The sequence below is a fragment of the Halopseudomonas bauzanensis genome (genome assembly GCF_900114735.1).
In the GTDB taxonomy this organism is placed as follows: Bacteria; Pseudomonadota; Gammaproteobacteria; order Pseudomonadales; family Pseudomonadaceae; genus Halopseudomonas; species Halopseudomonas bauzanensis.
The window spans coordinates 1-22,613 of record NZ_FOUA01000009.1 but is presented as its reverse complement, the minus strand read 5'-3'; the positions used below and the strand labels follow the sequence as shown (position 1 = coordinate 22,613).

Here is a 22,613-nt window from a genome sequence, read left to right as displayed (position 1 = left end):
GCCTGATTTATTCAAACCGGGTGCAAGACCCGATCCAGCTGCTCGCGATCCAGCACCTGTGTATCGACTTTGATATAAGCGGCTGTTTCCTCAGCCACGATGATTGCCTCGGCCACTCCTGGTACGTCCAGTATTCTGCGAAGCAATGCTTCATCCCTGACCAGTGTTGGATCCACTGCCAAACGATAGCTCGTCACGTAAGGAGGCTCGGCCATAGTAGCACCAATCGCAAACCAGGAAACCGCGAGCAGTCCACAACAGACGAACACCCCGCTCAGACCGAAACTGCCATATACCGCACCGCCCAATACTCCACCAAGCGCCGCGCCGGCGAACTGGCTGGTGGAATAGATGCCCATGGCCGTGCCCTTGCTACCCGCTGGGGCAATCTTGCTGAGCAAGGATGGCAGGGTCGCCTCCAGCACGTTGAAGGCGACAAAAAACAGCACTATCGCGGTCACCAGCCAGGCCAGCGACGCCGTGCTCAACCACATCATCGGCTGCACCGCCGCCAACAGCAGAATAGCGCCCAGCACCACGCGCTTGATCTTGCGCTGACGCTCGGCGTAGATAATCAACGGCACCATGCCGACGAAGGACAACAGCAACGCCGTCAGATAGACCCACCAATGGCTTTCGCGGGGCAACCCGGCCTGCTCCTGCAGCGCCAGCGGGATGGCCACGAAGCAGGCCATCAACAGGGCATGCAGCACAGCGATGCCGTAATTCAGCCGCAGCAGGTCAGGGTTACTCAAGGCCGGCAGAAACGCGCCGCGGGTCACCCCGGCGTCGCGATGATGAAACGCCTGCGTTGGCGTCGGCACGACGAGCCCGATGAGGGCAATGCCGACCAGCGCCAGCACGGCGGTGGTATAGAACACGCCAGCCAGACCAGCCGCCCCGGCAATCAGCGGACCGGCAACCATGGCCACGGCAAACGACAGGCCGATGCTCATGCCGATCATCGCCATGGCTTTGGTGCGGTGCTGGTCGCGCGTCAGATCGGCGACCAGGGCCATGATCGCTGCAGCGATGGCACCGGCGCCCTGCAAAACGCGCCCGGCAATCACGCCCACCACACTGTCGGCCTGCGCCGCCACCAAGCCGCCGAGGGCGAACAACAGCAGACCACCGATGATTACCGGCTTGCGGCCAATGCGGTCCGACAACATGCCGAAGGGAATCTGCAGAAACGCCTGGGTGATGCCATAGGCGCCGATGGCCATGCCGATCAACAGGGGCGTGGCACCCTCCAGGTCCTGACCGTAGGTTGCCAGTACCGGCAGCACCATGAACAGCCCGAGCATACGGAACGCGAACACCGCAGCCAGGGACGAGGCTGCGCGGCGCTCTTCGGACGACATGGAATCTGCCGGGTACATGGAATCTCCGCTGCGGTAGACAAAAGGCGGCATTTTAGCATGCTTGAGCGGTCGAAACAGGAGTCGCATGCCGATCCGGCGATGACCTTATGACGCACCCCGATGGCAATAGGGTGGATGACCTTTCGGCCGGCGATTTTTGCGGGGACTACCCCGAAACACGTATACTGTCGAGCTTTGCTGGCTGCGGGTAATCTGCTGTGGATACAATTCTGATACGTGGGGCGCGTACCCACAACCTGAAGAACATTGATCTGGATCTACCCCGCGACAAGCTGATCGTCATCACCGGCCTGTCCGGCTCTGGCAAGTCGTCGCTGGCCTTCGATACCTTGTACGCAGAAGGCCAACGCCGCTACGTCGAATCCTTGTCGGCCTATGCCCGGCAGTTCCTGTCGATGATGGAAAAGCCGGATGTCGATCACATCGAGGGGCTGTCGCCAGCGATCTCCATCGAGCAGAAATCCACCTCGCACAACCCGCGCTCCACCGTCGGCACCATCACCGAGATCTACGATTACCTGCGCCTGCTGTTCGCCCGGGTTGGCGAGCCGCGCTGCCCGGACCATGACCTGCCGCTGGCCGCGCAGACCGTCAGCCAGATGGTTGATCAGGTGCTGGCCCGCCCCGAGGGCAGCAAGCTCATGTTGCTGGCGCCAGTCATGCGCGAACGCAAGGGCGAGCATCTGGCGTTGCTCGATGAGCTGCGCGCCCAGGGCTTTGTGCGTGCGCGCATCAATGGCCGCATCCATGATCTGGACGAAGCACCGGCGCTGGAGAAAACCCGCAAACACACCATCGAAGTGGTAGTCGACCGCTTCAAGGTGCGTGAAGACCTGCAGCTACGCCTGGCCGAGTCCTTCGAGACCACGCTCAACCTGGCCGACGGTATCGCCATTGTTGCGCCGATGGAGGGGGAAGAAGGCGAAGAGGTGGTGTTCAGCGCCCGCTTTGCCTGCCCTGAATGCGGCCATTCGATCAGCGAACTGGAGCCGCGGCTGTTCTCCTTCAATAACCCGGCCGGCGCGTGCAGCGGTTGTGATGGCCTGGGGGTCAAGCAGTTCTTCGATGCCCGACGTCTGATCAATGGCGAGTCGACCCTGGCCGAAGGCGCCATTCGCGGCTGGGATCGGCGCAACGTCTATTACTTCCAGATGCTCAGCTCCCTGGCCGAACATTACGGCATCGATCTGGAACAGCCCTTCGATGACCTGAGCGAGAAGCATCGCAAGCTGGTTCTCAACGGCACCGGCAGCGACAAGGTGCCGTTCCGTTACCTCAATGACCGTGGCGATATCGTCAAACGCGAGCATCCGTTCGAGGGTATCCTGCCGAATCTGGAGCGCCGCTACCGGGAAACCGAATCCCAGAGCGTGCGCGAGGAACTGAGCAAGTATCTCAGCACTCAGCCCTGCCCCGACTGCCATGGCACCCGCCTGCGCCGCGAGGCGCGCCATGTGTTTATCGACGGGCGCAATCTGTCCGGCATCACCACCATGCCCGTCGGCGCCGCCGCCGAGTATTTCGAGCAGCTCAAGCTGCAGGGCAGCCGCGGTGAAATCGCCGAGAAAATCCTCAAGGAAATTCGTGCGCGGTTGATGTTCCTGGTCAACGTCGGGCTCGACTATCTGGCCCTGGACCGCAGCGCCGACACCCTGTCCGGCGGTGAAGCCCAGCGTATCCGCCTGGCCAGCCAGATCGGCGCTGGCCTGGTGGGCGTGATGTACATTCTCGACGAGCCCTCAATCGGCCTGCACCAGCGCGACAACGAGCGCCTGCTCAGCACTCTTATCCACTTGCGCGACCTGGGCAATACCGTGATCGTCGTCGAGCACGACGAGGATGCCATCCGTCTGGCCGACTATGTGGTCGACATCGGCCCGGGCGCCGGCGTGCATGGCGGCCGTATTGTCTCCCACGGCACACCGGATCATGTCATGAATGACCCGGCGTCGCTGACCGGCAAATATCTGTCCGGCGCGGTGAAGATCCCGGTGCCGGCCAAGCGCACCCCGACCCGCAAGGATCAGTGGCTGCGGCTGAAAGGGGCCTGTGGCAACAACCTGCAGAAGGTCAACCTGGAGATCCCGGTCGGTCTGTTCACCTGTGTTACCGGCGTATCCGGCTCGGGCAAGTCCACGCTGATCAACAATACCCTGTACCCGATCACCGCCACCGCCCTGAATGGCGCCACCACTTTGGACCCAGCGCCCTACGCCAGCTTCGATGGTCTGCAGCATCTCGACAAGGTGGTGGATATCGACCAGAGCCCGATCGGCCGTACCCCGCGTTCCAACCCAGCAACCTATACCGGGCTGTTCACCCCGATCCGCGAACTGTTCGCCGGCACCCAGGAGGCCCGCTCGCGCGGCTACAAGGCCGGGCGCTTCTCCTTCAACGTCAAGGGTGGACGTTGCGAGGCTTGCCAGGGCGACGGTCTGATCAAGGTGGAAATGCACTTCCTACCGGACATCTATGTGCCCTGCGACGTATGCAAGAGCAAGCGCTACAACCGCGAGACGCTGGAGATCAAATACAAGGGCAAGAGCATCCACGAAGTGCTGGAGATGACCATCGAGGAGGCCCGCACCTTCTTCGATGCGGTGCCAGCACTGGCGCGCAAGCTGCAGACGCTGATGGATGTGGGGCTGTCCTATGTCCGCCTCGGCCAGTCCGCCACTACCCTCTCCGGTGGCGAGGCCCAACGCGTCAAGCTGGCGCGGGAGCTGTCCAAGCGCGATACCGGCAAGACCCTGTACATACTTGATGAGCCCACCACCGGTCTGCACTTTGCCGACATCCAGCAGCTACTCGATGTGCTGCATCGACTGCGCGACCATGGCAACACCCTGGTGGTGATCGAACACAATCTGGACGTGATCAAGACTGCGGACTGGATCGTGGATGTTGGCCCTGAGGGCGGCTCCAAGGGCGGCAAGATCATTGCCACCGGTACGCCGGAACAGGTTGCGGGCATGGCCCACTCACATACCGGCCGCTTCCTCGGGCCGCTACTGGAGCGCGACCGGGAAAGCTGATGGCAGTGCCATGGGTATTTCCGGTCATCCTCACAATTTCCGGCGAACAGAGACGTGATTGAATTTCAGCAGGTAACCAAGGCCTACCGGGTAGGCAACCAGGACATTCCCGCCCTGCATGCCACCGACCTGAGCATCGAGGCCGGCCAGGTATTCGGCATCATCGGTCATTCCGGCGCGGGCAAGAGCACGCTGTTGCGACTGATCAACCGCCTGGAAGAACCCAGCAGCGGTCGCATCATCGTGACTGGCGAAGATATCACCGCGCTGGATGCCCAGGGCCTGCGGCGCTTCCGCCAGCGGGTGGGCATGATCTTCCAGCATTTCAATCTGCTGTCCTCGGCAACCGTTGCGGATAATGTGGCCTTGCCATTGCGCCTGGCCGGTATTGCCGATCGCCGGCAGGTCGCTGCGCGGGTCAAGTCCTTGCTGGCCCGAGTCGGCCTCAGTGACCATGCCGATAAATATCCGGCGCAGCTGTCCGGTGGCCAGAAGCAGCGGGTCGGCATCGCCCGCGCCCTGGCCACCGAGCCGAGCATTCTGCTGTGCGATGAAGCCACCAGCGCCCTGGACCCGCATACCACCCGGCAGGTGCTGCAGTTGCTGGCTGAAATCAACCAGGAGCTGAAGCTGACCATAGTGCTGATCACCCATGAGATGGACGTGATCCGCCGGGTCTGCGATCAGGTAGCGGTCATGGATGGCGGGCACATCGTCGAGCAGGGCAAGGTCAGCGATGTCTTCCTGCACCCCCAGCACCCGACCACCCGCAGCTTCGTTTTCGATGATGAGAGCGATGAAGACCAAGCCGAGGACTTCGCCCACGTGCCGGGCCGCATTCTGCGCCTGACCTTCCTGGGTGAAGCCACCTTCGCTCCCCTGCTCGGCCGGGTAGCCCGGGCCACTGGAGTGGATTACAGCATTCTTGCCGGACGCATCGACCGCATCCGTGATGAACCCTGCGGCCAGCTCACCCTGGCGCTGATTGGCGGCGATGTAGACGCGGCCATGGCGCAACTGAACGCAGCCGAAGTACATGTTGAGGTATTACGCGGATGAGCGAACTGTTCACCAATATCGACTGGTATGACATCTGGATCGCCACCCTGGACACGCTGCTGATGCTCGGCGGCTCGTTGTTCTTCACCGTGCTGTTCGGCCTGCCGCTGGGCATCCTGCTGTTTCTCACCGGCCCGCGGCAGATGTTCCAGCGCAACGGCCTGTATGCAGTGCTGTCACTGGTCGTCAACGCGCTGCGTTCGTTGCCGTTCATCATTCTGCTGATCGTGATGATTCCCGTGACCAAGCTGATCACCGGCACCTCGCTGGGCGTAGCCGGGGCCATCCCGCCGCTGGTCGTGGGCGCCACCCCCTTCTTCGCTCGCCTGGTGGAAACCGCGCTGCGCGAAGTCGACCGCGGCATCATCGAGGCCACCCAATCCATGGGCGCCAGTACCCGACAGATCATTACCCGAGCCCTGCTGCCCGAAGCTCGCCCGGGCATCATCGCGGCGGTCACGGTCATTGCCATTACCCTGGTGTCCTATACTGCGATGGCCGGCGTGGTCGGCGGTGGTGGTCTGGGCGACCTCGCCATCCGCTACGGCTATCAGCGATTCCAGACTGATGTCATGATAGTGACCGTGGTGTTGTTGCTGATCCTGGTGCAGATTCTGCAGAGTGTCGGCGACCGCCTGGTTGTGCACTATTCACGAAAATAAGCAGGACGATAACCTGCACCCCCGTCTATTTCGGAGTTTCCAATGAAGAAGATTCTTGCTGTTCTGGCCCTGTCCACTGCCTTCGGTGCCCATGCGGCAGACAAGCTGAGCATCGCCGCCACTGCCGTTCCCCACGCCGAGATCCTCGAGTTCGTCAAACCCGCGCTGGCCAGTGAAGGCGTTGAGCTCGATATCAAGGTCTTTACCGATTACGTGCAGCCCAACCTGCAGGTTGCCGAAGGCCGTCTGGATGCCAACTTCTTCCAGCACAAGCCCTATCTGGATGAGTTCAACAAGGGCCGTGGCACCGATCTGGTCAGCGTCGCCAACGTGCATGTAGAGCCCTTCGGCATCTACTCCAGCAAGCTGAAATCCCTGGACGAAATCAACGACCGCGCCACCATCGCTATCCCCAACGACGCCACCAATGGCGGCCGCGCGCTGCTGCTGCTGGACAAGGCCGGCGTGATCACCCTGAAGGACAAGAGCAATATCCTCGCCACCCCGCGCGATATTGAAGGCAACCCGAACAAGGTACGTATCCGCGAGCTGGAAGCCGCTACCCTGCCGCGCGTCCTCGATCAGGTGGACCTGGCGCTGATCAATACCAACTACGCTCTGGAAGCCGGCTTGAACCCCACCAGCGATGCACTGGCCATCGAGGGTGACGACTCTCCTTACGCCAATATCCTGGTGACCCGCGCGCAGGATGCCGAGAACGAAGCCGTGCAGAAGCTGGTAAAGGCGCTGCACAGCAACGAAGTGAGAGAGTTCATTGAGGATAAATACCAGGGCGCTGTGGTTCCGGCGTTCTGATCGGACCAGCTAACGGAATACCAGCAGGAGTCGGCCCGCAGGGCTGGGCCGCCTCCTTCCTTGCATAACCCTTCCTCCAGCTGCAAAAAGCCCGCGACTAATACCTCGTCGCGGGCTGCTTCCAACTAGCGGTCGTTATCAGACCGGCACTTCCGACATCGGCACACCCAGCGCTGCCGCAATCCCCTTGCCATAAGCCGGATCGGCCTTGTAGCAGTGGGTGATGTGGCGAATCATGATATGACGCTCCACCCCATTCATGGCCCGTGCGGTGTTCTGGAACAGCCGCTGCTGCTCTTCAGCCGACATCAGACGGAACAGATTGCCCGGTTGGGTGAAGTAGTCGGCATCGTCAGCGCGGAAATCATAGCGGGCTGCGGCACCTTCCAGCGCCATCGGCGGCTCGCTGAAATCAGGCTGCTCCTGCCATTCACCGTAGGTGTTCGGCTCGTAGTGCAGGCGGCTGCCCTGGTTGCCATCGACCCGCATGGCACCATCACGATGGTAGCTGTGCACCGGGCAACGGGGCGCATTCACCGGGATCTGGTGATGGTTCACGCCCAGCCGGTAGCGCTGCGCATCGCCGTAGGAGAACAGACGCCCCTGCAACATACGGTCCGGTGAAAAGCTGATGCCCGGTACCACATTGGCCGGAGTAAAGGCCGCCTGCTCCACGTCCTGGAAGTAGTTGTCCGGGTTGCGGTTCAGCTCCATGTAACCCACTTCGATCAGCGGGTAGTCCTGCTTCGACCAGACCTTGGTCAGATCGAACGGGTGGAAGCCGTAGGATGCCGCATCGGTCTCCGGCATGATCTGCACGTACAGGGTCCAGCGCGGGAAGTCGCTGTTCTCGATCGCTTCGTACAGGTCGCGCTGAGAGCTTTCGCGGTCCCCGGCCACCACCGCAGCGGCTTGCTCGTCGGTCAGGTTCTTGATGCCCTGCTGGGTCTTGAAGTGGAATTTGACCCAGTAGCGTTGATTGTCCGCACTGATGAAACTGTAGGTATGCGAACCGAACAGATGCATATGGCGGTAGCCGGCGGGAATACCGCGGTCACCCATCACATAGGTGATCTGGTGCAGTGCTTCAGGCAGACCGGTCCAGAAGTCCCAGTTGTTGTTGGCGTTGCGCATGTTGGTACGCGGGTCGCGCTTGACCGCATGGTTCAGGTCGGGGAATTTCAGCGGGTCGCGGAAGAAGAACACCGGGGTATTGTTGCCCACCAGGTCCCAGTTACCCTGTTCGGTATAGAACTTCAGCGCCGCGCCGCGGATATCACGCTCGGCATCAGCTGCACCACGCTCGCCGGCCACCGTGGAGAAGCGGGCGAACATCGGGGTTTTCTTGCCGACCTCGGCAAAGATCCGCGCTTTGGTGTATTGAGTGATGTCATGGGTCACCACGAACTCACCGAAAGCCCCGGAGCCCTTGGCGTGCATGCGGCGCTCAGGAATCACTTCACGGTCGAAATGTGCCAGTTTTTCCAGAAACCAGACATCCTGCAGCAACATCGGGCCGCGGGGTCCTGCCGTCATCACGTTCTGGTTTTCAGATACCGGTGCACCGGCCACGGTGGTGAGTTTTGGTTTGTCGGTCATAGTGCTCTCTCTCCTGGATCAATTCGGCGGCCAGCGGGTGGAACCGGTGGCGTTGGGGCAATGATAAGGAGTCAGCAGAAATAGAACCAATGAGTTGGCTCAAACCAAACGATAGGATTTACATATTAACGGTGCGGCGTAACTGACAGGGAAGCCACAGCAAATCGCAGATATAAAAAAACCGGGCCAAAGCCCGGTTTTTCTTGAACTACCCGCTACTTACTCTTCGGAAGCAGCAGCCAGCTCAGGGCGGTCAACCAGTTCCACGTAGGCCATGGGTGCCGCATCACCAGCGCGGAAACCGCACTTCAGGATACGTACATAGCCGCCGGGACGGTCTGCGTAGCGCTTGCCCAGGTCGTTGAACAGCTTACCTACAGCTTCTTTGCTGCGGGTGCGGTCAAAGGCCAGACGGCGATTGGCTACGGTATCTTCTTTCGCCAGGGTGATCAGCGGCTCTGCAACACGGCGCAATTCCTTGGCCTTGGGCAGAGTGGTTTTGATCAGTTCATTCTCGAACAGCGACACCGCCATGTTCTGGAACATGGCCTTGCGGTGCGAGCTGGTCCGACTCAGGTGACGACCACTTTTACGATGACGCATCTCTCAATTCCTCGGTGTCAGACGATCAGGCCGTAACCTTGTCGTCCTTCTTCAAGCTTGCAGGCGGCCAGTTGTCCAGACGCATACCCAGTGACAGACCACGCGAAGCCAGAACATCCTTGATTTCAGTCAGGGATTTCTTGCCCAGGTTCGGAGTCTTCAGCAGTTCCACTTCGGTACGCTGGATCAGATCGCCAATATAGTAAATGTTTTCAGCCTTCAGACAGTTGGCCGAACGAACAGTCAGCTCCAGGTCGTCAACCGGGCGCAGCAGGATCGGGTCGATCTCATCTTCCTGCTGTTCCACTACAGGCTCCTGGTCGCCCTTCAGATCAACGAAGGCGGCCAGCTGATGCTGCAGAATGGTCGCGGCGCGACGAATAGCTTCTTCCGGATCCAGCGTACCATTGGTTTCCAGGTCAATGACCAGTTTGTCCAGGTTGGTACGCTGCTCGACCCGAGCGCTCTCGACCACGTACGCCACACGGAGAACCGGGGTGTAGGTAGCATCGAGCTGCAGGCGGCCGATGGAACGGCTTTCGTCTTCGTCCGACTGACGCGCATCGGCAGGCTCATAGCCACGACCACGCGCAACAGTCAACTTCATGTTCAGGACGCCGTTGTCCGACAGCGTGGCGATGTGGTGATCAGGGTTGATGATCTCCACATCGTGGTCCAGCTGAATGTCGCCAGCGGTGACCGCACCCGGGCCCTTCTTGGAGAGGGTCAGGGTGACGTGATCACGACCATGCATCTTGATCGCTACACCTTTCAGGTTGAGCAGGATCTCGATGACATCTTCCTGGACGCCTTCGATGGCGCTGTACTCATGCAAAACGCCATCGATTTCCGCCTCAACCACGGCACAACCGGGCATGGACGAGAGCAGGATGCGACGCAGCGCATTGCCCAGGGTATGACCAAAACCACGTTCCAGCGGCTCAAGAGTGATCTTGGCGCGAGTGGACGAGGTTTCTTGAACGTCGATATGACGTGGTGTAAGAAACTCGGCAACCGAATTTTGCATGAAAGGCACCTTTTGCTGACTATCGCTTACTTGGAGTAAAGCTCGACGATCAAGTTCTCGTTGATGTCGGCGTACAGATCACTCCGTGCGGGCAGGCTCTTGAAGACACCTTCCTTCTTGGCAGCGTCTACTTCCAGCCATTCTGCCTGGCCGCGTTGGGCAGCCAGATCCAGCGAGCCGTTGATGCGCAGCTGGTTCTTGGCCTTCTCACGAACGGCAACCACATCACCCGGGGAAACCAGGTAGGACGCAATGTTCACGGTCTTGCCGTTGACACTGATGGCCTTGTGGGAAACCAACTGACGAGCTTCGGCACGTGTTGCGCCAAAACCCATACGGTATACAACGTTATCCAGACGACGCTCGAGCAGTTGCAGCAGGTTCTCGCCGGTAGCACCCTTCAGACGGGCAGCTTCCTTGTAGTAGTTGCTGAACTGACGCTCGAGTACACCGTAGATACGACGAACTTTTTGCTTCTCGCGCAATTGAGTGCCGTACTCGGAGAGACGGCCGCGACGCTGACCATGCACGCCAGGAGGACTCTCCAGCTTGCACTTGGAATCAAGAGCGCGTACGCCGCTCTTGAGGAACAGATCAGTGCCTTCGCGACGAGACAGCTTACATTTGGGACCAATATATCTAGCCATTTAACCGTCTCCTGATTACACGCGGCGCTTCTTGGGCGGGCGACAACCGTTATGTGGGATGGGGGTGACATCGGTGATGCCGCTGATCTTGTAACCACAAGAGTTCAGCGCGCGTATCGCGGACTCACGACCCGGGCCGGGGCCCTTCACATTAACGTCGAGGTTCTTCAAACCATATTCCAGAGCCGCCTGACCAGCACGCTCGGCCGCTACCTGAGCAGCGAACGGGGTGCTTTTACGCGAACCACGGAAACCGGAACCACCGGAAGTCGCCCAGCTCAGAGCGTTGCCCTGGCGGTCGGTAATGGTGATGATGGTGTTGTTGAAAGACGCGTGGACGTGGGCGATACCATCAACCACCGTCTTTTTGACTTTTTTACGAACACGAGCAGCAGGCTTAGCCATATCTGTATATTCCTTCGCGATTACTTACGGATCGGCTTGCGCGGACCCTTACGGGTACGAGCGTTGGTCTTGGTGCGCTGGCCGCGGACCGGAAGGCCACGACGATGACGCAGACCACGATAGCAGCCAAGATCCATGAGACGCTTGACGTTCATGTTGATCGCGCGGCGCAGGTCACCTTCGGTGTTACTCTTGGCAACCTCGTTACGCAGCAGATCAATCTGCTCCTCGCTCAGATCCTTGATTTTTGCACTGGGCTCAATGCCAGTGGCGGCACAGATCTGCTGTGCCTTGGTTTGACCGATACCAAAGATATAGGTCAGAGAGATAACAGTATGCTTGTTATCCGGGATGTTGACGCCTGCAATACGGGCCATCCAAATTACTCCGTCTGACAGCTACCTGACTCAACCCAAACGTAACAAGGTTGCGTGAAAAAGGGTGCAGTAGGGTAGCGCTAACATATAAAAAAATCAACCACCCGACCAATTAACTGGCCGGGCGGCGGTTATCCTGAGACGTAGTCTTCAATCAGAGCAGGTTGAGTAATCAACCCTGGCGCTGTTTGTGACGAGGCTCAGCACTGCAGATGACCCGTACGCTGCCGTTGCGACGGATGACCTTGCAGTTACGGCAAAGCTTCTTGACTGATGCTGCAACTTTCATAACGTTCTCCAGAATCCTGAAATATCAGCGCAGCATGCCGCTGCCGTAGCCTTTCAGGTTCGATTTCTTCAAAAGAGACTCATACTGCTGAGAAACGAGGTGCGATTGTACTTGGGACATGAAGTCCATAACAACCACAACAACGATCAACAGCGAAGTCCCACCCAGATAGAACGGCACGTTGGCCGAGACTACCAGGAACTGCGGCAGCAGGCAGACCGCAGTCATGTACAGTGCTCCGAACATGGTCAGGCGGGTCAGTACGCCGTCGATATAACGAGCGGACTGTTCACCCGGGCGGATACCCGGAATGAAAGCACCAGACTTCTTCAGATTGTCAGCCACATCCTTGGGGTTGAACATCAGCGCTGTATAGAAGAAGCAGAAGAAAATGATCCCTGCACTGAACAGAATGATGTTCAACGGCTGACCCGGGGCAATAGCCTGGGACAGGCTTTGCAGCCAACCCATGCCCTCACCCTGGCCGAACCAGGTCCCCAGCGAAGCCGGAAACAACAGGATGCTGCTGGCGAAAATCGCTGGAATCACCCCAGCCATATTCACCTTCAACGGCAAGTGGCTGGTCTGGGCAGCGAACACCTTGCGGCCCTGCTGCCGCTTGGCGTAGTTCACAGTGATGCGCCGCTGACCACGCTCGACGAAGATCACGAACGCGATCATGGCAACCGCCAGCAAGGCGATGGTAATCAGCGCGAAGATGTTGATATCGCCCTGACGTGCCGCCTCGAAGGACTGCCCTATTGCGCCGGGCAAACCAGCAACGATACCGGCGAAGATCAGCATGGAGATACCATTGCCGACGCCTCGCTCGGTGATCTGCTCACCCAGCCACATCATGAACATCGCACCCGCCACGAAGGTAGTGACCGCTATGAAATAGAAGCCAAAACCGGTAGCGAAGGCCACGCCCTGGCTGGACAGGCCAACCGACATCCCCACCGCCTGAATCAAGGCCAGCACCAGCGTCAGATAACGCGTGTACTGACTGATCTTGCGGCGTCCGGACTCACCTTCCTTCTTCAACTGCTCCAGCGTTGGGCTCACCGCCGTCATCAACTGCATGATGATCGATGCAGAGATATACGGCATGATCCCCAGAGCGAAGATACTCATCCGCTCCAGGGCACCACCGGAAAACATGTTGAACAGGCTAAGAATGGTCCCCTCATTCTGTCTGAACATATCTGCCAGACGATCAGGGTTGATACCGGGCACCGGTATATGGGCACCGATTCGGTAAACGATGATCGCCAGGAACAGGAAGCGCAGGCGCCCCCATAGTTCCGTCAGGCCGCCTTGATTCATTCCAGAGAGAGCGCCTTGCTTAGCCATGTAGTCCTTATTCCTCGATCTTGCCGCCAGCTGCTTCGATCGCTGCACGGGCACCCTTGGTAGCTTTCAGACCTTTGATGGTAACCGCTTTGGTTACATCACCGGACAGAACTACCTTGGCGCGTACAAACTTGTCACCAATGATATTGGCGTCTTTCAGCGCTTGCAGGTCGATAACATCGACATCCAGCTTGTTCAGCTCGCTGGTGCGAATTTCAGCGGTCACCATCGCGATCTTGGAAGTGAAGCCGAACTTCGGCAGACGACGGTGCAACGGCTGTTGACCACCCTCGAAACCGGGAGCGACCTTACCGCCGGAGCGCGAAGTCAAACCTTTGTGGCCGCGACCGGCTGTCTTGCCCAGGCCGCTGCCGATACCGCGACCGACGCGCAGCTTTTCAGGGCGTGCACCCGGCGCGGAACGCAGATCATTCAGTTTCATGTCTTAACCCTCAACCCGGACCATGTAGGAGACCCTGTTGATCATCCCACGTACAGCCGGAGTATCTTCGACTTCGACGGTATGACCGATGCGGCGCAGGCCCAGGCCCTTTACGGAAGCCTTGTGGCTCGGCAGACGCCCGATCACGCTCTTGAACAGGGTTACTTTGATTTTTGCATTAGCCATGCCAGCTTACCCCACGATGTCTTCAACGGTCTTGCCACGCTTGGCCGCCACAGAATCGGGAGACTGCATAGACTTCAGACCCTTGTAGGTAGCCTGAACGACGTTGACCGGGTTGGTGGAACCGTAACATTTGGCCAGTACGTTATGGATGCCAGCGGCTTCCAGAACGGCGCGCATAGCGCCACCGGCGATAACGCCAGTACCTTCGGAGGCCGGCATCATGAATACCTTGGAGGCACCATGGGCAGCCCGCAGGGGATACTGAATGGTGGTGCCATTCAGATCCACCTGGATCATGTTACGACGTGCGGCTTCCATGGCCTTCTGGATAGCGGCAGGCACTTCACGCGCCTTGCCACGACCGAAGCCCACGCGACCATTGCCATCGCCGACTACTGTCAGCGCTGTGAAGGCAAAGATCCGACCGCCCTTAACTACTTTGGCGACGCGGTTAACCTGAACCAGTTTCTCGATGTAACCTTCGTCACGCTTTTGATCGAAATTAGCCATAGCTCTACCCTTAGAATTCCAGCCCGCCTTCACGAGCGGCGTCGGCCAGCGCTTTCACGCGGCCATGATACTTGAAGCCGGAACGGTCGAAGGAGACCTGAGTTACACCGGCGGCCTTGGCACGTTCGGCGACCAGAAGACCTACCTGTTTGGCGGCTTCGATGTTGCCGGTACTGCCACTGCGCAAGTTTGCGTCAAGGGTGGAGGCACTGGCCAGAACCTTGGAACCGTCGGCCGAGATCACTTGTGCGTACATGTGCTGCGAAGAACGGTACACGCACAGACGTACGGCTTCGAGCTCGCGCAGTTTCAGACGCGAACGACGAGCGCGACGGAGACGAATAACTTTTTTATCGCTCATTTTCTATGCCCTACTTCTTCTTGGCTTCTTTACGACGCACGACCTCATCGGCGTAGCGAACACCCTTGCCCTTATAGGGTTCGGGACGACGGAAATCACGAATTTCCGCGGCTACCTGACCGACCAGTTGCTTGTCGATGCCTTTGATGACGATGTCAGTCTGGCTGGGGGTTTCAACCGAAACACCCTCGGGCAGCTGATAGTCGATTGGGTGGGAGAAACCCAGGGCCAGGGACAGAACCTGTCCTTTAGCCTGAGCCCGGTATCCTACACCAACCAGCTGCAGCTTGCGCTCGAAACCTTGGCTGACGCCGACAACCATGTTGTTGACCAGTGCACGAGTGGTGCCGGCCATGGCTGCATTGACACTGCCAGGACGAGGAGCGAAACGCAGTACGCCCTCTTCCTGGGTTACTTCAACGGCCGGATGCATGCTCAGTGCGAGGGCGCCCTTCGGGCCCTTGACGGAGACATCCTGACCATCAATCTTGACTTCTACACCCTGCGGCAAAGTGACAGGGTTCTTAGCGACGCGAGACATCGTAACCCCCTATCAGAATACGGTGCAGAGCACTTCACCGCCGATACCGGCAGCGCGAGCAGCGCGATCAGTCATAACACCTTTGTTGGTGGAGACGATCGAGACACCCAGTCCACCCTTGACCTTGGGAAGCTGGTCAACGGACTTGTACTGACGCAGGCCGGGACGGCTGATGCGCTTCATTTCTTCGATTACCGGCTTGCCTTCGAAGTACTTGAGCTCGATCGACAGCACAGGCTTGGCATCGCCCTGCACTTCGTAACCAGCTACATAGCCTTCTTCTTTAAGTACTTTGGCGACAGCCACCTTCAGCTTTGCCGAAGGCATGCTGACACTGGACTTTTCAGCCATCTGGGCATTACGGATACGGGTTAGCATATCGGCTAACGGGTCCTGCATACTCATGGGCTTTGTGCTCCTGAAACTGAGTAATTAAGGTCTTGTTTACCAGCTGGCCTTGACCAGACCGGGTACATCACCGCGCATGGCAGCTTCGCGCAGCTTGATACGCGAGAGACCGAACTTGCGGTATACACCGTGTGGGCGGCCAGTCACGCGGCAGCGGTTACGCTGACGCACGGGGCTCGCATCACGCGGCAGTTTTTGCAGGGCAACCTGGGCATTCCAACGATCTTCAACAGATGCATTGACGTTGCCGACGGTGGCCTTGAGTTCAGCACGCTTGGCAGCGTACTTGGCAACCAGGCGAGCCCGTTTGGCCTCGCGGTTCTTCATGCTGATTTTAGCCATTGCCTGACTCCTAGTTGCGGAACGGGAAGTTGAACGCACGCAGCAGCGCGCGGCCTTCGTCGTCAGTCCGGGCGGTAGTGGTCAGGGTGATGTCCAGACCACGCAGAGCATCGATCTTGTCGTAATCGATTTCCGGGAAGATGATCTGCTCTTTCACACCCATGCTGTAGTTGCCGCGACCATCAAAGGACTTGGCATTCAGACCACGGAAGTCACGTACGCGCGGCAGCGAGATCGACAGCAGACGATCCAGGAACTCATACATCTGTTCACGACGCAGCGTCACCTTGACACCGATCGGCCAGCCGTCACGAATCTTGAAGCCGGCAATCGACTTGCGGGAGTAGGTCACGATGCCTTTACGGCCAGTGATCTTTTCCAGGTCAGCCAATGCGTTCTCAATGACTTTCTTGTCACCTACTGCTTCACCAAGGCCCATGTTCAGGGTGATCTTGGTGATCTTCGGCACTTCCATCACGTTCTGCAGGCCCAGGTCTTCCTTGAGCTGCGGAACCAGGGTAGTCCGGTAATGTTCTTTCAATCTTGCCATGGTAAGCACCTAGATTCTCAAGCGTCGACCGCTTTTTGGGTCGACTTGAAAATACGAACCTTCTTACCGTCTTCGACCTTGAAGCCGATACGGTCGGCTTTGCTGGTCTCAGGGTTGAAGATAGCCACGTTGGAGACGTGGATTGGCGCCTCCTTTTCAACAATACCGCCCTGCACACCAGCCATAGGGTTCGGCTTGGTAGCACGCTTGATAATGTTGACACCAGCAATGACCAGGCGGTCGTCAGCCAGGACCTTACGGACCTTGCCACGCTTGCCTTTGTCTTTTCCGGCGATGACGATTACGTCGTCGTCACGTTTGATCTTTTGCATGACCGGGCTCCTTACAGCACTTCGGGCGCGAGGGAAACGATCTTCATGAACTGCTCGTTACGCAGTTCACGCGTCACTGGCCCAAAGATGCGGGTACCGATCGGCTCATTTTTGTTGTTGAGCAGAACGGCTGCGTTGCCATCGAAACGGATCAGCGAACCGTCGGTACGGCGAACGCCGTGACGGGTACGCACGATGACCGCAGTCAGCACCTGGCCTTTCTTTACTTTGCCGCGCGGAATCGCTTCCTTCACGGTCACTTTGATGATATCGCCAATGCCGGCGTAGCGACGGTGAGAACCGCCCAGAACCTTGATGCACATAACGCGGCGTGCACCACTGTTGTCAGCCACATCCAGCATGGATTGAGTCTGAATCATAACTTTCTCCGACCCTTAAATAATCCGCTATAACAGCGCGGGGCTTAAACTTGCGCCGCGCGCTCGTCGATCTGTACCAGGGTCCAGCTCTTGGTTTTAGCCAAGGGACGGGTTTCCCGGATAGTGACCAGATCGCCGATGCGGCATTCGTTGTTCTCATCATGCGCATGCAGCTTGGTAGAGCGGCGTACGTACTTGCCGTACAGCGGGTGCTTTACCTGACGCTCGATGAGCACAGTAACGGTTTTGTCCATCTTGTCGCTGACCACACGGCCAGTAACGGTACTAACTGTAGTGTTCTCGGCCATGATCAGTTACCACCTTTCTGATTGAGCACGGTCTTGACTCGAGCGATGTCACGCTTGGTCTGCTTGAGCAGATGACTCTGACCGAGTTGACCGGTTGCCTTCTGCATGCGCAGATTGAACTGGTCGCGCAGCAGGGTGAGCAGCTGCTCGTTCAGCTGCTCGGCAGATTTTTCACGAAGTTCTGTCGCTTTCATCACATCACCGTCCGCTTAACAAAGGTGGTTGCGAGGGGCAGCTTGGCAGCGGCCAGGGCAAAAGCCTCACGCGCCAGCTCTTCGGAAACACCTTCAATCTCATACAGGACCTTGCCCGGCTGAATCTGGGCTACCCAGTATTCGACGTTACCCTTACCTTTACCCATCCGCACTTCGAGAGGCTTCTTGGAGATCGGCTTGTCAGGGAAGACACGGATCCAGATTTTACCGCCACGCTTGACGTGACGAGTCAGAGCACGACGTGCCGCTTCAATCTGACGGGCGGTCAAACGACCACGGCTGACGGATTTGAGTGCGTATTCGCCAAAGCTCACTTTACTGCCGCGATGTGCCAGGCCACGGTTGTGACCGGTCATTTGCTTGCGGAACTTCGTACGCTTGGGTTGTAACATGTGCGTACCCCTTACTTAGCAGCTTTTTTCTTGGTCGCGACGGTTTTGATTTCTTCAGGCTGACCACCAATGATCTCGCCTTTGAAAATCCAAACCTTCACACCGATCACACCGTAAGTGGTGTGGGCTTCAGCCGTTGCGTAGTCGATGTCGGCACGCAGAGTGTGCAGCGGCACACGGCCTTCACGGTACCATTCGGTACGGGCGATCTCGGCGCCGCCGAGACGGCCGCTAACCTGGATCTTGATACCCTTGGCACCAATACGCATGGCGTTCTGTACAGCACGCTTCATCGCACGACGGAACATGACGCGACGCTCGAGCTGCTGGGCAACGCTCTGGGCCACCAGGGCACCGTCGAGTTCCGGCTTGCGGATCTCTTCGATGTTGATGTGCACCGGAACGCCCATCTGGCTGGTCAGTTCCTGACGCAGCTTCTCGACGTCTTCACCCTTCTTGCCAATCACGATGCCGGGACGGGCAGTGTGAATGGTGATGCGGGCTGTCTGGGCCGGGCGCTGAATATCAACGCGGCTGACGGAAGCGCTTTTCAATTTGTCCTGAATGTACGCGCGTACTTTCAGGTCCGTGTTCAGATAGTCCGCATAAGTGCGGCCGTCTGCATACCACACCGAAGTGTGCTGTTTTACGATACCGAGGCGAATGCCTGTCGGATGTACTTTCTGACCCATGTGATCGACTCCTACTTGTCAGCAACCTTGACCGTGATATGGCAAGACCGCTTGATGATGCGATCAGCACGGCCTTTGGCACGTGGCATGATGCGCTTCAGAGAGCGACCTTCGTTGACAAACACGGTGGAGACCTTGAGGTCATCCACGTCTGCGCCATCATTGTGCTCAGCGTTGGCAATGGCCGACTCCAGCACTTTCTTGATGACATCAGCGGCCTTCTTGTTGCTGAAAGTCAGCAGATTCAGGGCCTCATCCACCTTCTTCCCGCGGATCTGATCGGCGACCAAGCGAGCTTTCTGGGCAGAGAGTCGGGCGCCCTTAACGGTAGCGGCTACTTCCATCTTTCTAACCCCTTAGCGCTTGGCTTTCTTGTCTGCCGCATGACCGCGATAGGTACGCGTGGCAGAGAATTCGCCCAATTTGTGGCCGACCATGTCTTCGGTAACGATGACCGGGACATGTTGACGACCGTTGTGTACTGCGATGGTCAAACCAACCATCTGCGGCAGAACCATCGAACGGCGCGACCAGGTTTTAACCGGCTTGCGATCGTTCTTTTCTGCTGCAACTTCGACCTTCTTCAACAGGTGAAGATCGATAAAAGGACCTTTCTTCAGAGAACGCGGCACGTCGTTTCCCCTCTAATTACTTGCTGCGACGACGGACAATCATATTGTCAGTGCGCTTGTTGGACCGAGTCTTAGCACCCTTGGTGGGGAAGCCCCACGGCGACACCGGATGACGACCACCAGAAGTACGCCCTTCACCACCACCATGCGGGTGATCAACCGGGTTCATGGCAACACCACGAACGGTCGGACGCACACCGCGCCAGCGAGTGGCACCGGCCTTACCCAGGGAGCGCAGGCTGTGCTCACCGTTGGACACTTCGCCCAAGGTGGCGCGGCATTCGCCGAGAACCTTGCGCATTTCGCCGGAACGCAGGCGAACGGTGACATAGGCGCCTTCACGGGCAACCAGCTGTACGGAGGCACCAGCACTGCGGGCAACCTGAGCACCCTTGCCGGGCTTCAGTTCGATCGCGTGGATGGTGCTACCCACCGGAATGTTGCGCAGCGGCAGGCAGTTGCCAGCCTTGATCGGCGCGTCGGCACCCGACACCAGCTGATCGCCAGCAGTCACACCCTTGGGAGCGATGATGTAGCGACGCTCGCCGTCGGCGTACTTCAGCAGAGCAATGTGAGCGGTACGGTTCGGATCGTATTCGATACGCTCAACGGTGGCGGGAATGCCATCCTTGTTGCGACGAAAATCGACCAGACGATAGTGCTGCTTATGACCGCCCCCACGATGACGCGTGGTGATGCGACCATTGTTGTTACGTCCGCCGGACTTGCCTTGCTTCTCGAGCAGGGGCGCATAAGGAGCACCCTTGTGCAGGTCCGAGCTAACGACCTTTACGACGAAGCGGCGGCCAGCGGAAGTAGGTTTACATTTAACAATTGCCATGATGTACCCCTTTCTTATTCAGCGCTGGCGAAGTCGATGTCCTGACCGGGCTCAAGGCTGACATAGGCCTTCTTCCAGTCATTACGCTTGCCCAGGCCGCGAACGGTTCGCTTGGTCTTGCCTTTGACATTCAAGGTCGACACACGGTCTACCTTGACGTTGAACAGCTGTTCAACGGCTTTCTTGATTTCCAGCTTGGTCGCAGTGGTATCCACTTTGAACACGATCTGGCTATTGGTCTCAGCCAGCACGGTAGCCTTCTCGGATACATGCGGGCCAAGCAGTACTTTGAAAATGCGCTCTTGGTTCATCCCAGCATCTCCTCGAACTTCTTAACAGCAGGTACGGTGATCAGTACCTTGTCGTAAGCGATCAGGCTGACCGGGTCAGAACCCTGCACATCACGTACGTCGACATGCGGCAGGTTGCGCGCAGCCAGGTACAGGTTGGTGTCCAGGCTGTCAGTGACGATCAGCACTTTCTCCAGATTCAGATCCTTGAGCTTGCCTACCAGCGCCTTGGTCTTGGGAGCTTCAACAGAGAAGCTTTCGACCACGACCAGGCGATCCAGGCGAACCAGCTCGGAGAGGATCGAGCGCATGGCGCCACGGTACATCTTCCGGTTCAGCTTCTGCTCATGATCACGCGGACGAGCTGCAAAAGTGGTACCGCCCCCGCGCCAGATCGGGCTGCGGATGGTGCCGGCACGTGCACGGCCGGTACCCTTCTGACGCCAGGGCTTCTTGCCGCCACCGGACACTTCAGAACGGGTCTTCTGCTGCTTGGTGCCCTGACGACCGCCAGCCATGTAGGCGACAACGGCCTGGTGTACCAGGGTCTCGTTAAACTCGGTTGCAAAGGCCAGATCGGATACTTCGATCGCGCTTGCACCAGCTACATTCAGATTCATGCTAACTCCCCCTTAACCCTTGGCCTTGACTGCCGGGCGGACAACTACGTCGCTGCCAGGCGCGCCGGGCACTGCACCCTTGATGAGCAGCAGATTACGTTCGGCGTCAACGCGTACGATTTCCAGGGTCTGCACAGTCACTTGCTCAGCGCCCATGTGACCGGACATCTTCTTGCCCTTGAATACGCGACCCGGGGTCTGGCACTGGCCAATGGAACCTGGAACACGGTGGGATACGGAGTTGCCGTGAGTGGCATCCTGTCCGCGGAAGTTCCAGCGCTTGATGGTACCGGCAAAGCCCTTACCTTTGGACTGACCGGTAACGTCTACTTTCTGGCCCGCTTCGAAAATGCTTACGGTGATTTCTGCACCAGCTTCGAACTCAGCGCCGTCTTCCAGGCGGAATTCGCATACGCTGCGACCTGCAGCAGTATTCGCTTTGGCAAAATGCCCAGCCATCGGCTTGCTGACGCGACTGGCGCGACGCTCACCCACGGTGATTTGAATAGCTTGATAGCCGTCCGAATCAAGGGACTTTACTTGAGTGATACGGTTAGGTTCGACTTCAACCACCGTAACAGGAATGGAAATACCATCTTCAGTGAAAACGCGGGTCATACCGCATTTCCGGCCGACTACACCAATAGTCATGTTGTAAACCTCATGAGTGCACGGGGCTATTTACCCGCTATGGCCGCCCATTTCAGGGCGTTACACGGCTGGATAGCCCCCGTCGTGTGGGGCTATCAGCCGAGGCTGATCTGAACCTCAACGCCAGCTGCAAGGTCCAGTTTCATCAGCGCATCGACAGTCTTGTCGGTAGGCTGAACGATATCCAGCACCCGCTTATGGGTACGGATTTCATATTGATCCCGGGCATCTTTGTTGACGTGCGGAGAAACCAGCACGGTAAAACGCTCTTTGCGTGTCGGCAAAGGTATCGGACCACGCACCTGAGCCCCAGTACGTTTCGCGGTATCCACGATTTCCTGGGTTGATTGATCTATCAGGCGATGGTCAAAAGCCTTCAACCGAATACGAATCTGTTGGTTCTGCATTTGACCAGAAACTCCAAGCTTCTATTCTTCCGAGCACACCCGGACCGGGCACGCCCATCAAGGGAGGCGCAATTCTACTGATGCGCCAGTCCAGTGTCAACCATAATACAAAAGCCCCCGATCTCTCGGGGGCTTCTGCGTATGGCTCAAATCATCAAGCGATGATCTTGGCAACCACGCCGGCACCAACGGTACGACCACCTTCGCGAATCGCGAAGCGCAGGCCGTCTTCCATGGCGATCGGAGCGATCAGGGT

35 protein-coding genes are annotated in these 22,613 nt (G+C 58.2%); 4 read left to right on the top strand and 31 right to left on the bottom strand.

Annotated elements, in window-relative coordinates:
- Positions 1-11 precede the first annotated feature (11 nt).
- Complete coding sequence (locus tag BM267_RS15415; protein ID WP_074781297.1) at positions 12-1,382, bottom strand: MFS transporter; 1,371 nt, start codon at positions 1,380-1,382, stop codon at positions 12-14.
- Positions 1,383-1,582: 200 nt separating this feature from the next.
- Here BM267_RS15415 and uvrA point away from each other — a divergent pair, with 200 nt between their 5' ends.
- From uvrA to BM267_RS15395, 4 genes are read left to right on the top strand one after another with little or no spacing between them, the layout of a single operon-like run.
- Complete coding sequence (gene uvrA / locus BM267_RS15410) at positions 1,583-4,420, top strand: excinuclease ABC subunit UvrA (RefSeq protein WP_074781298.1); 2,838 nt, start codon at positions 1,583-1,585, stop codon at positions 4,418-4,420.
- Positions 4,421-4,474: 54 nt separating this feature from the next.
- Complete coding sequence (locus BM267_RS15405; RefSeq protein ID WP_074781299.1) at positions 4,475-5,479, top strand: methionine ABC transporter ATP-binding protein; 1,005 nt, start codon at positions 4,475-4,477, stop codon at positions 5,477-5,479.
- Complete coding sequence (locus BM267_RS15400) at positions 5,476-6,141, top strand: methionine ABC transporter permease (RefSeq protein ID WP_074781300.1); 666 nt, start codon at positions 5,476-5,478, stop codon at positions 6,139-6,141. Before BM267_RS15405 ends, BM267_RS15400 begins: the two co-directional genes overlap by 4 nt.
- Before the next feature lie 42 nt (positions 6,142-6,183).
- Positions 6,184-6,957 carry a MetQ/NlpA family ABC transporter substrate-binding protein gene (locus tag BM267_RS15395; RefSeq protein ID WP_074781301.1) on the top strand — a complete coding sequence of 258 codons (774 nt, stop codon included), beginning with the start codon at positions 6,184-6,186 and terminating at the stop codon, positions 6,955-6,957.
- A 138-nt stretch (positions 6,958-7,095) separates the two neighbouring features.
- Here the strand turns inward: BM267_RS15395 and BM267_RS15390 are convergent, their stop codons facing one another.
- The 30 genes from BM267_RS15390 to BM267_RS15245 form a co-directional block, all read right to left on the bottom strand.
- The gene (locus BM267_RS15390) at positions 7,096-8,556 is read right to left on the bottom strand and encodes a catalase (RefSeq protein ID WP_036993678.1); all 1,461 of its coding nucleotides are present in this window, start codon (positions 8,554-8,556) and stop codon (positions 7,096-7,098) included.
- 219 nt (positions 8,557-8,775) lie between these two features.
- On the bottom strand, positions 8,776-9,159 hold the full coding sequence (gene rplQ / locus BM267_RS15385) for a 50S ribosomal protein L17 (RefSeq protein WP_036993680.1): 384 nt from the start codon (positions 9,157-9,159) through the stop codon (positions 8,776-8,778).
- 25 nt (positions 9,160-9,184) lie between these two features.
- Positions 9,185-10,186 (bottom strand): DNA-directed RNA polymerase subunit alpha, encoded by a 1,002-nt coding sequence (locus BM267_RS15380; RefSeq protein ID WP_036993682.1) that lies wholly within the window; start codon positions 10,184-10,186, stop codon positions 9,185-9,187.
- 26 nt (positions 10,187-10,212) lie between these two features.
- A complete protein-coding gene (gene rpsD, locus BM267_RS15375) occupies positions 10,213-10,833 on the bottom strand; it encodes a 30S ribosomal protein S4 (protein ID WP_036993684.1) in 621 nt (206 codons plus the stop codon).
- 15 nt (positions 10,834-10,848) lie between these two features.
- Positions 10,849-11,238, bottom strand: a complete 390-nt coding sequence (gene rpsK, locus BM267_RS15370; RefSeq protein ID WP_036993685.1) for a 30S ribosomal protein S11 — start codon at positions 11,236-11,238, stop codon at positions 10,849-10,851.
- Positions 11,239-11,258: 20 nt separating this feature from the next.
- A complete protein-coding gene (gene rpsM / locus BM267_RS15365) occupies positions 11,259-11,615 on the bottom strand; it encodes a 30S ribosomal protein S13 (protein ID WP_036993686.1) in 357 nt (118 codons plus the stop codon).
- A gap of 172 nt (positions 11,616-11,787) precedes the next feature.
- A complete protein-coding gene (gene rpmJ, locus BM267_RS15360) occupies positions 11,788-11,904 on the bottom strand; it encodes a 50S ribosomal protein L36 (protein ID WP_074781302.1) in 117 nt (38 codons plus the stop codon).
- Positions 11,905-11,928: 24 nt separating this feature from the next.
- Positions 11,929-13,257 (bottom strand): preprotein translocase subunit SecY, encoded by a 1,329-nt coding sequence (gene secY, locus BM267_RS15355; protein ID WP_036993688.1) that lies wholly within the window; start codon positions 13,255-13,257, stop codon positions 11,929-11,931.
- Between the two features lie 7 nt (positions 13,258-13,264).
- Positions 13,265-13,699, bottom strand: coding sequence for a 50S ribosomal protein L15 (gene rplO / locus BM267_RS15350; RefSeq protein WP_036993690.1), 435 nt, complete (start codon positions 13,697-13,699; stop codon positions 13,265-13,267).
- Between the two features lie 3 nt (positions 13,700-13,702).
- Positions 13,703-13,885 carry a 50S ribosomal protein L30 gene (gene rpmD / locus BM267_RS15345; protein WP_036993692.1) on the bottom strand — a complete coding sequence of 61 codons (183 nt, stop codon included), beginning with the start codon at positions 13,883-13,885 and terminating at the stop codon, positions 13,703-13,705.
- 6 nt (positions 13,886-13,891) lie between these two features.
- A complete protein-coding gene (gene rpsE, locus BM267_RS15340) occupies positions 13,892-14,395 on the bottom strand; it encodes a 30S ribosomal protein S5 (protein WP_036993694.1) in 504 nt (167 codons plus the stop codon).
- A gap of 10 nt (positions 14,396-14,405) precedes the next feature.
- Positions 14,406-14,756, bottom strand: a complete 351-nt coding sequence (rplR, locus tag BM267_RS15335; protein WP_036993696.1) for a 50S ribosomal protein L18 — start codon at positions 14,754-14,756, stop codon at positions 14,406-14,408.
- Between the two features lie 10 nt (positions 14,757-14,766).
- Positions 14,767-15,297: a 50S ribosomal protein L6 gene (rplF, locus tag BM267_RS15330; protein ID WP_036993698.1), complete on the bottom strand. Its 531-nt coding sequence runs from the start codon at positions 15,295-15,297 to the stop codon at positions 14,767-14,769.
- A gap of 12 nt (positions 15,298-15,309) precedes the next feature.
- A complete protein-coding gene (rpsH, locus tag BM267_RS15325) occupies positions 15,310-15,702 on the bottom strand; it encodes a 30S ribosomal protein S8 (RefSeq protein WP_036993701.1) in 393 nt (130 codons plus the stop codon).
- 39 nt (positions 15,703-15,741) lie between these two features.
- Positions 15,742-16,047, bottom strand: a complete 306-nt coding sequence (gene rpsN / locus BM267_RS15320) for a 30S ribosomal protein S14 (RefSeq protein WP_036993703.1) — start codon at positions 16,045-16,047, stop codon at positions 15,742-15,744.
- Between the two features lie 10 nt (positions 16,048-16,057).
- Positions 16,058-16,597, bottom strand: coding sequence for a 50S ribosomal protein L5 (rplE, locus tag BM267_RS15315; RefSeq protein WP_036993705.1), 540 nt, complete (start codon positions 16,595-16,597; stop codon positions 16,058-16,060).
- Between the two features lie 17 nt (positions 16,598-16,614).
- On the bottom strand, positions 16,615-16,929 hold the full coding sequence (rplX, locus tag BM267_RS15310) for a 50S ribosomal protein L24 (RefSeq protein WP_036993706.1): 315 nt from the start codon (positions 16,927-16,929) through the stop codon (positions 16,615-16,617).
- An 11-nt stretch (positions 16,930-16,940) separates the two neighbouring features.
- Positions 16,941-17,309, bottom strand: coding sequence for a 50S ribosomal protein L14 (rplN, locus tag BM267_RS15305; protein WP_036993708.1), 369 nt, complete (start codon positions 17,307-17,309; stop codon positions 16,941-16,943).
- Between the two features lie 44 nt (positions 17,310-17,353).
- Complete coding sequence (gene rpsQ, locus BM267_RS15300; protein ID WP_036993710.1) at positions 17,354-17,617, bottom strand: 30S ribosomal protein S17; 264 nt, start codon at positions 17,615-17,617, stop codon at positions 17,354-17,356.
- A gap of 2 nt (positions 17,618-17,619) precedes the next feature.
- A complete protein-coding gene (gene rpmC / locus BM267_RS15295) occupies positions 17,620-17,811 on the bottom strand; it encodes a 50S ribosomal protein L29 (RefSeq protein WP_036993711.1) in 192 nt (63 codons plus the stop codon).
- On the bottom strand, positions 17,811-18,224 hold the full coding sequence (gene rplP / locus BM267_RS15290) for a 50S ribosomal protein L16 (protein ID WP_036993714.1): 414 nt from the start codon (positions 18,222-18,224) through the stop codon (positions 17,811-17,813). The genes rpmC and rplP overlap by 1 nt, the downstream gene beginning before the upstream one ends.
- Positions 18,225-18,235: 11 nt before the next feature.
- A complete protein-coding gene (gene rpsC, locus BM267_RS15285; protein ID WP_036993716.1) occupies positions 18,236-18,916 on the bottom strand; it encodes a 30S ribosomal protein S3 in 681 nt (226 codons plus the stop codon).
- A gap of 11 nt (positions 18,917-18,927) precedes the next feature.
- Entirely contained in the window at positions 18,928-19,260 is a 333-nt protein-coding gene (gene rplV, locus BM267_RS15280) for a 50S ribosomal protein L22 (protein ID WP_036993718.1), read from the bottom strand.
- Between the two features lie 12 nt (positions 19,261-19,272).
- Entirely contained in the window at positions 19,273-19,548 is a 276-nt protein-coding gene (gene rpsS, locus BM267_RS15275; protein ID WP_036993720.1) for a 30S ribosomal protein S19, read from the bottom strand.
- Between the two features lie 16 nt (positions 19,549-19,564).
- Positions 19,565-20,389: a 50S ribosomal protein L2 gene (gene rplB, locus BM267_RS15270; RefSeq protein WP_036993722.1), complete on the bottom strand. Its 825-nt coding sequence runs from the start codon at positions 20,387-20,389 to the stop codon at positions 19,565-19,567.
- Positions 20,390-20,403: 14 nt separating this feature from the next.
- The gene (gene rplW, locus BM267_RS15265) at positions 20,404-20,700 is read right to left on the bottom strand and encodes a 50S ribosomal protein L23 (RefSeq protein WP_036993723.1); all 297 of its coding nucleotides are present in this window, start codon (positions 20,698-20,700) and stop codon (positions 20,404-20,406) included.
- Entirely contained in the window at positions 20,697-21,299 is a 603-nt protein-coding gene (gene rplD / locus BM267_RS15260) for a 50S ribosomal protein L4 (RefSeq protein ID WP_036993726.1), read from the bottom strand. Before rplD ends, rplW begins: the two co-directional genes overlap by 4 nt.
- Positions 21,300-21,311: 12 nt before the next feature.
- Complete coding sequence (rplC, locus tag BM267_RS15255) at positions 21,312-21,950, bottom strand: 50S ribosomal protein L3 (RefSeq protein WP_036993727.1); 639 nt, start codon at positions 21,948-21,950, stop codon at positions 21,312-21,314.
- A 95-nt stretch (positions 21,951-22,045) separates the two neighbouring features.
- The gene (gene rpsJ, locus BM267_RS15250) at positions 22,046-22,357 is read right to left on the bottom strand and encodes a 30S ribosomal protein S10 (protein WP_028614853.1); all 312 of its coding nucleotides are present in this window, start codon (positions 22,355-22,357) and stop codon (positions 22,046-22,048) included.
- 154 nt (positions 22,358-22,511) lie between these two features.
- Positions 22,512-22,613: EF-Tu C-terminal domain-related protein (locus tag BM267_RS15245; protein ID WP_459562115.1), on the bottom strand; the 102-nt coding region annotated here is incomplete at its 5' end.

Coding starts and splice junctions, on each gene's coding strand:
- BM267_RS15415 (WP_074781297.1), bottom strand. CDS start 1,382: ATGTACCCGGCAGATTCCATGTCGTCCGAAGAGCGCCGCGCAGCCTCG.
- BM267_RS15400 (WP_074781300.1), top strand. CDS start 5,476: ATGAGCGAACTGTTCACCAATATCGACTGGTATGACATCTGGATCGCC.
- BM267_RS15395 (WP_074781301.1), top strand. CDS start 6,184: ATGAAGAAGATTCTTGCTGTTCTGGCCCTGTCCACTGCCTTCGGTGCC.
- BM267_RS15390 (WP_036993678.1), bottom strand. CDS start 8,556: ATGACCGACAAACCAAAACTCACCACCGTGGCCGGTGCACCGGTATCT.
- rplQ (WP_036993680.1), bottom strand. CDS start 9,159: ATGCGTCATCGTAAAAGTGGTCGTCACCTGAGTCGGACCAGCTCGCAC.
- BM267_RS15380 (WP_036993682.1), bottom strand. CDS start 10,186: ATGCAAAATTCGGTTGCCGAGTTTCTTACACCACGTCATATCGACGTT.
- rpsD (WP_036993684.1), bottom strand. CDS start 10,833: ATGGCTAGATATATTGGTCCCAAATGTAAGCTGTCTCGTCGCGAAGGC.
- rpsK (WP_036993685.1), bottom strand. CDS start 11,238: ATGGCTAAGCCTGCTGCTCGTGTTCGTAAAAAAGTCAAAAAGACGGTG.
- rpsM (WP_036993686.1), bottom strand. CDS start 11,615: ATGGCCCGTATTGCAGGCGTCAACATCCCGGATAACAAGCATACTGTT.
- rpmJ (WP_074781302.1), bottom strand. CDS start 11,904: ATGAAAGTTGCAGCATCAGTCAAGAAGCTTTGCCGTAACTGCAAGGTC.
- secY (WP_036993688.1), bottom strand. CDS start 13,257: ATGGCTAAGCAAGGCGCTCTCTCTGGAATGAATCAAGGCGGCCTGACG.
- rplO (WP_036993690.1), bottom strand. CDS start 13,699: ATGAAACTGAATGATCTGCGTTCCGCGCCGGGTGCACGCCCTGAAAAG.
- rpmD (WP_036993692.1), bottom strand. CDS start 13,885: ATGGCTAATGCAAAAATCAAAGTAACCCTGTTCAAGAGCGTGATCGGG.
- rpsE (WP_036993694.1), bottom strand. CDS start 14,395: ATGGCTAATTTCGATCAAAAGCGTGACGAAGGTTACATCGAGAAACTG.
- rplR (WP_036993696.1), bottom strand. CDS start 14,756: ATGAGCGATAAAAAAGTTATTCGTCTCCGTCGCGCTCGTCGTTCGCGT.
- rplF (WP_036993698.1), bottom strand. CDS start 15,297: ATGTCTCGCGTCGCTAAGAACCCTGTCACTTTGCCGCAGGGTGTAGAA.
- rpsH (WP_036993701.1), bottom strand. CDS start 15,702: ATGAGTATGCAGGACCCGTTAGCCGATATGCTAACCCGTATCCGTAAT.
- rpsN (WP_036993703.1), bottom strand. CDS start 16,047: ATGGCTAAAATCAGCATGAAGAACCGCGAGGCCAAACGGGCTCGCCTG.
- rplE (WP_036993705.1), bottom strand. CDS start 16,597: ATGGCAAGATTGAAAGAACATTACCGGACTACCCTGGTTCCGCAGCTC.
- rplX (WP_036993706.1), bottom strand. CDS start 16,929: ATGCAAAAGATCAAACGTGACGACGACGTAATCGTCATCGCCGGAAAA.
- rplN (WP_036993708.1), bottom strand. CDS start 17,309: ATGATTCAGACTCAATCCATGCTGGATGTGGCTGACAACAGTGGTGCA.
- rpsQ (WP_036993710.1), bottom strand. CDS start 17,617: ATGGCCGAGAACACTACAGTTAGTACCGTTACTGGCCGTGTGGTCAGC.
- rpmC (WP_036993711.1), bottom strand. CDS start 17,811: ATGAAAGCGACAGAACTTCGTGAAAAATCTGCCGAGCAGCTGAACGAG.
- rplP (WP_036993714.1), bottom strand. CDS start 18,224: ATGTTACAACCCAAGCGTACGAAGTTCCGCAAGCAAATGACCGGTCAC.
- rpsC (WP_036993716.1), bottom strand. CDS start 18,916: ATGGGTCAGAAAGTACATCCGACAGGCATTCGCCTCGGTATCGTAAAA.
- rplV (WP_036993718.1), bottom strand. CDS start 19,260: ATGGAAGTAGCCGCTACCGTTAAGGGCGCCCGACTCTCTGCCCAGAAA.
- rplB (WP_036993722.1), bottom strand. CDS start 20,389: ATGGCAATTGTTAAATGTAAACCTACTTCCGCTGGCCGCCGCTTCGTC.
- rplW (WP_036993723.1), bottom strand. CDS start 20,700: ATGAACCAAGAGCGCATTTTCAAAGTACTGCTTGGCCCGCATGTATCC.
- rplD (WP_036993726.1), bottom strand. CDS start 21,299: ATGAATCTGAATGTAGCTGGTGCAAGCGCGATCGAAGTATCCGATCTG.
- rplC (WP_036993727.1), bottom strand. CDS start 21,950: ATGACTATTGGTGTAGTCGGCCGGAAATGCGGTATGACCCGCGTTTTC.
- rpsJ (WP_028614853.1), bottom strand. CDS start 22,357: ATGCAGAACCAACAGATTCGTATTCGGTTGAAGGCTTTTGACCATCGC.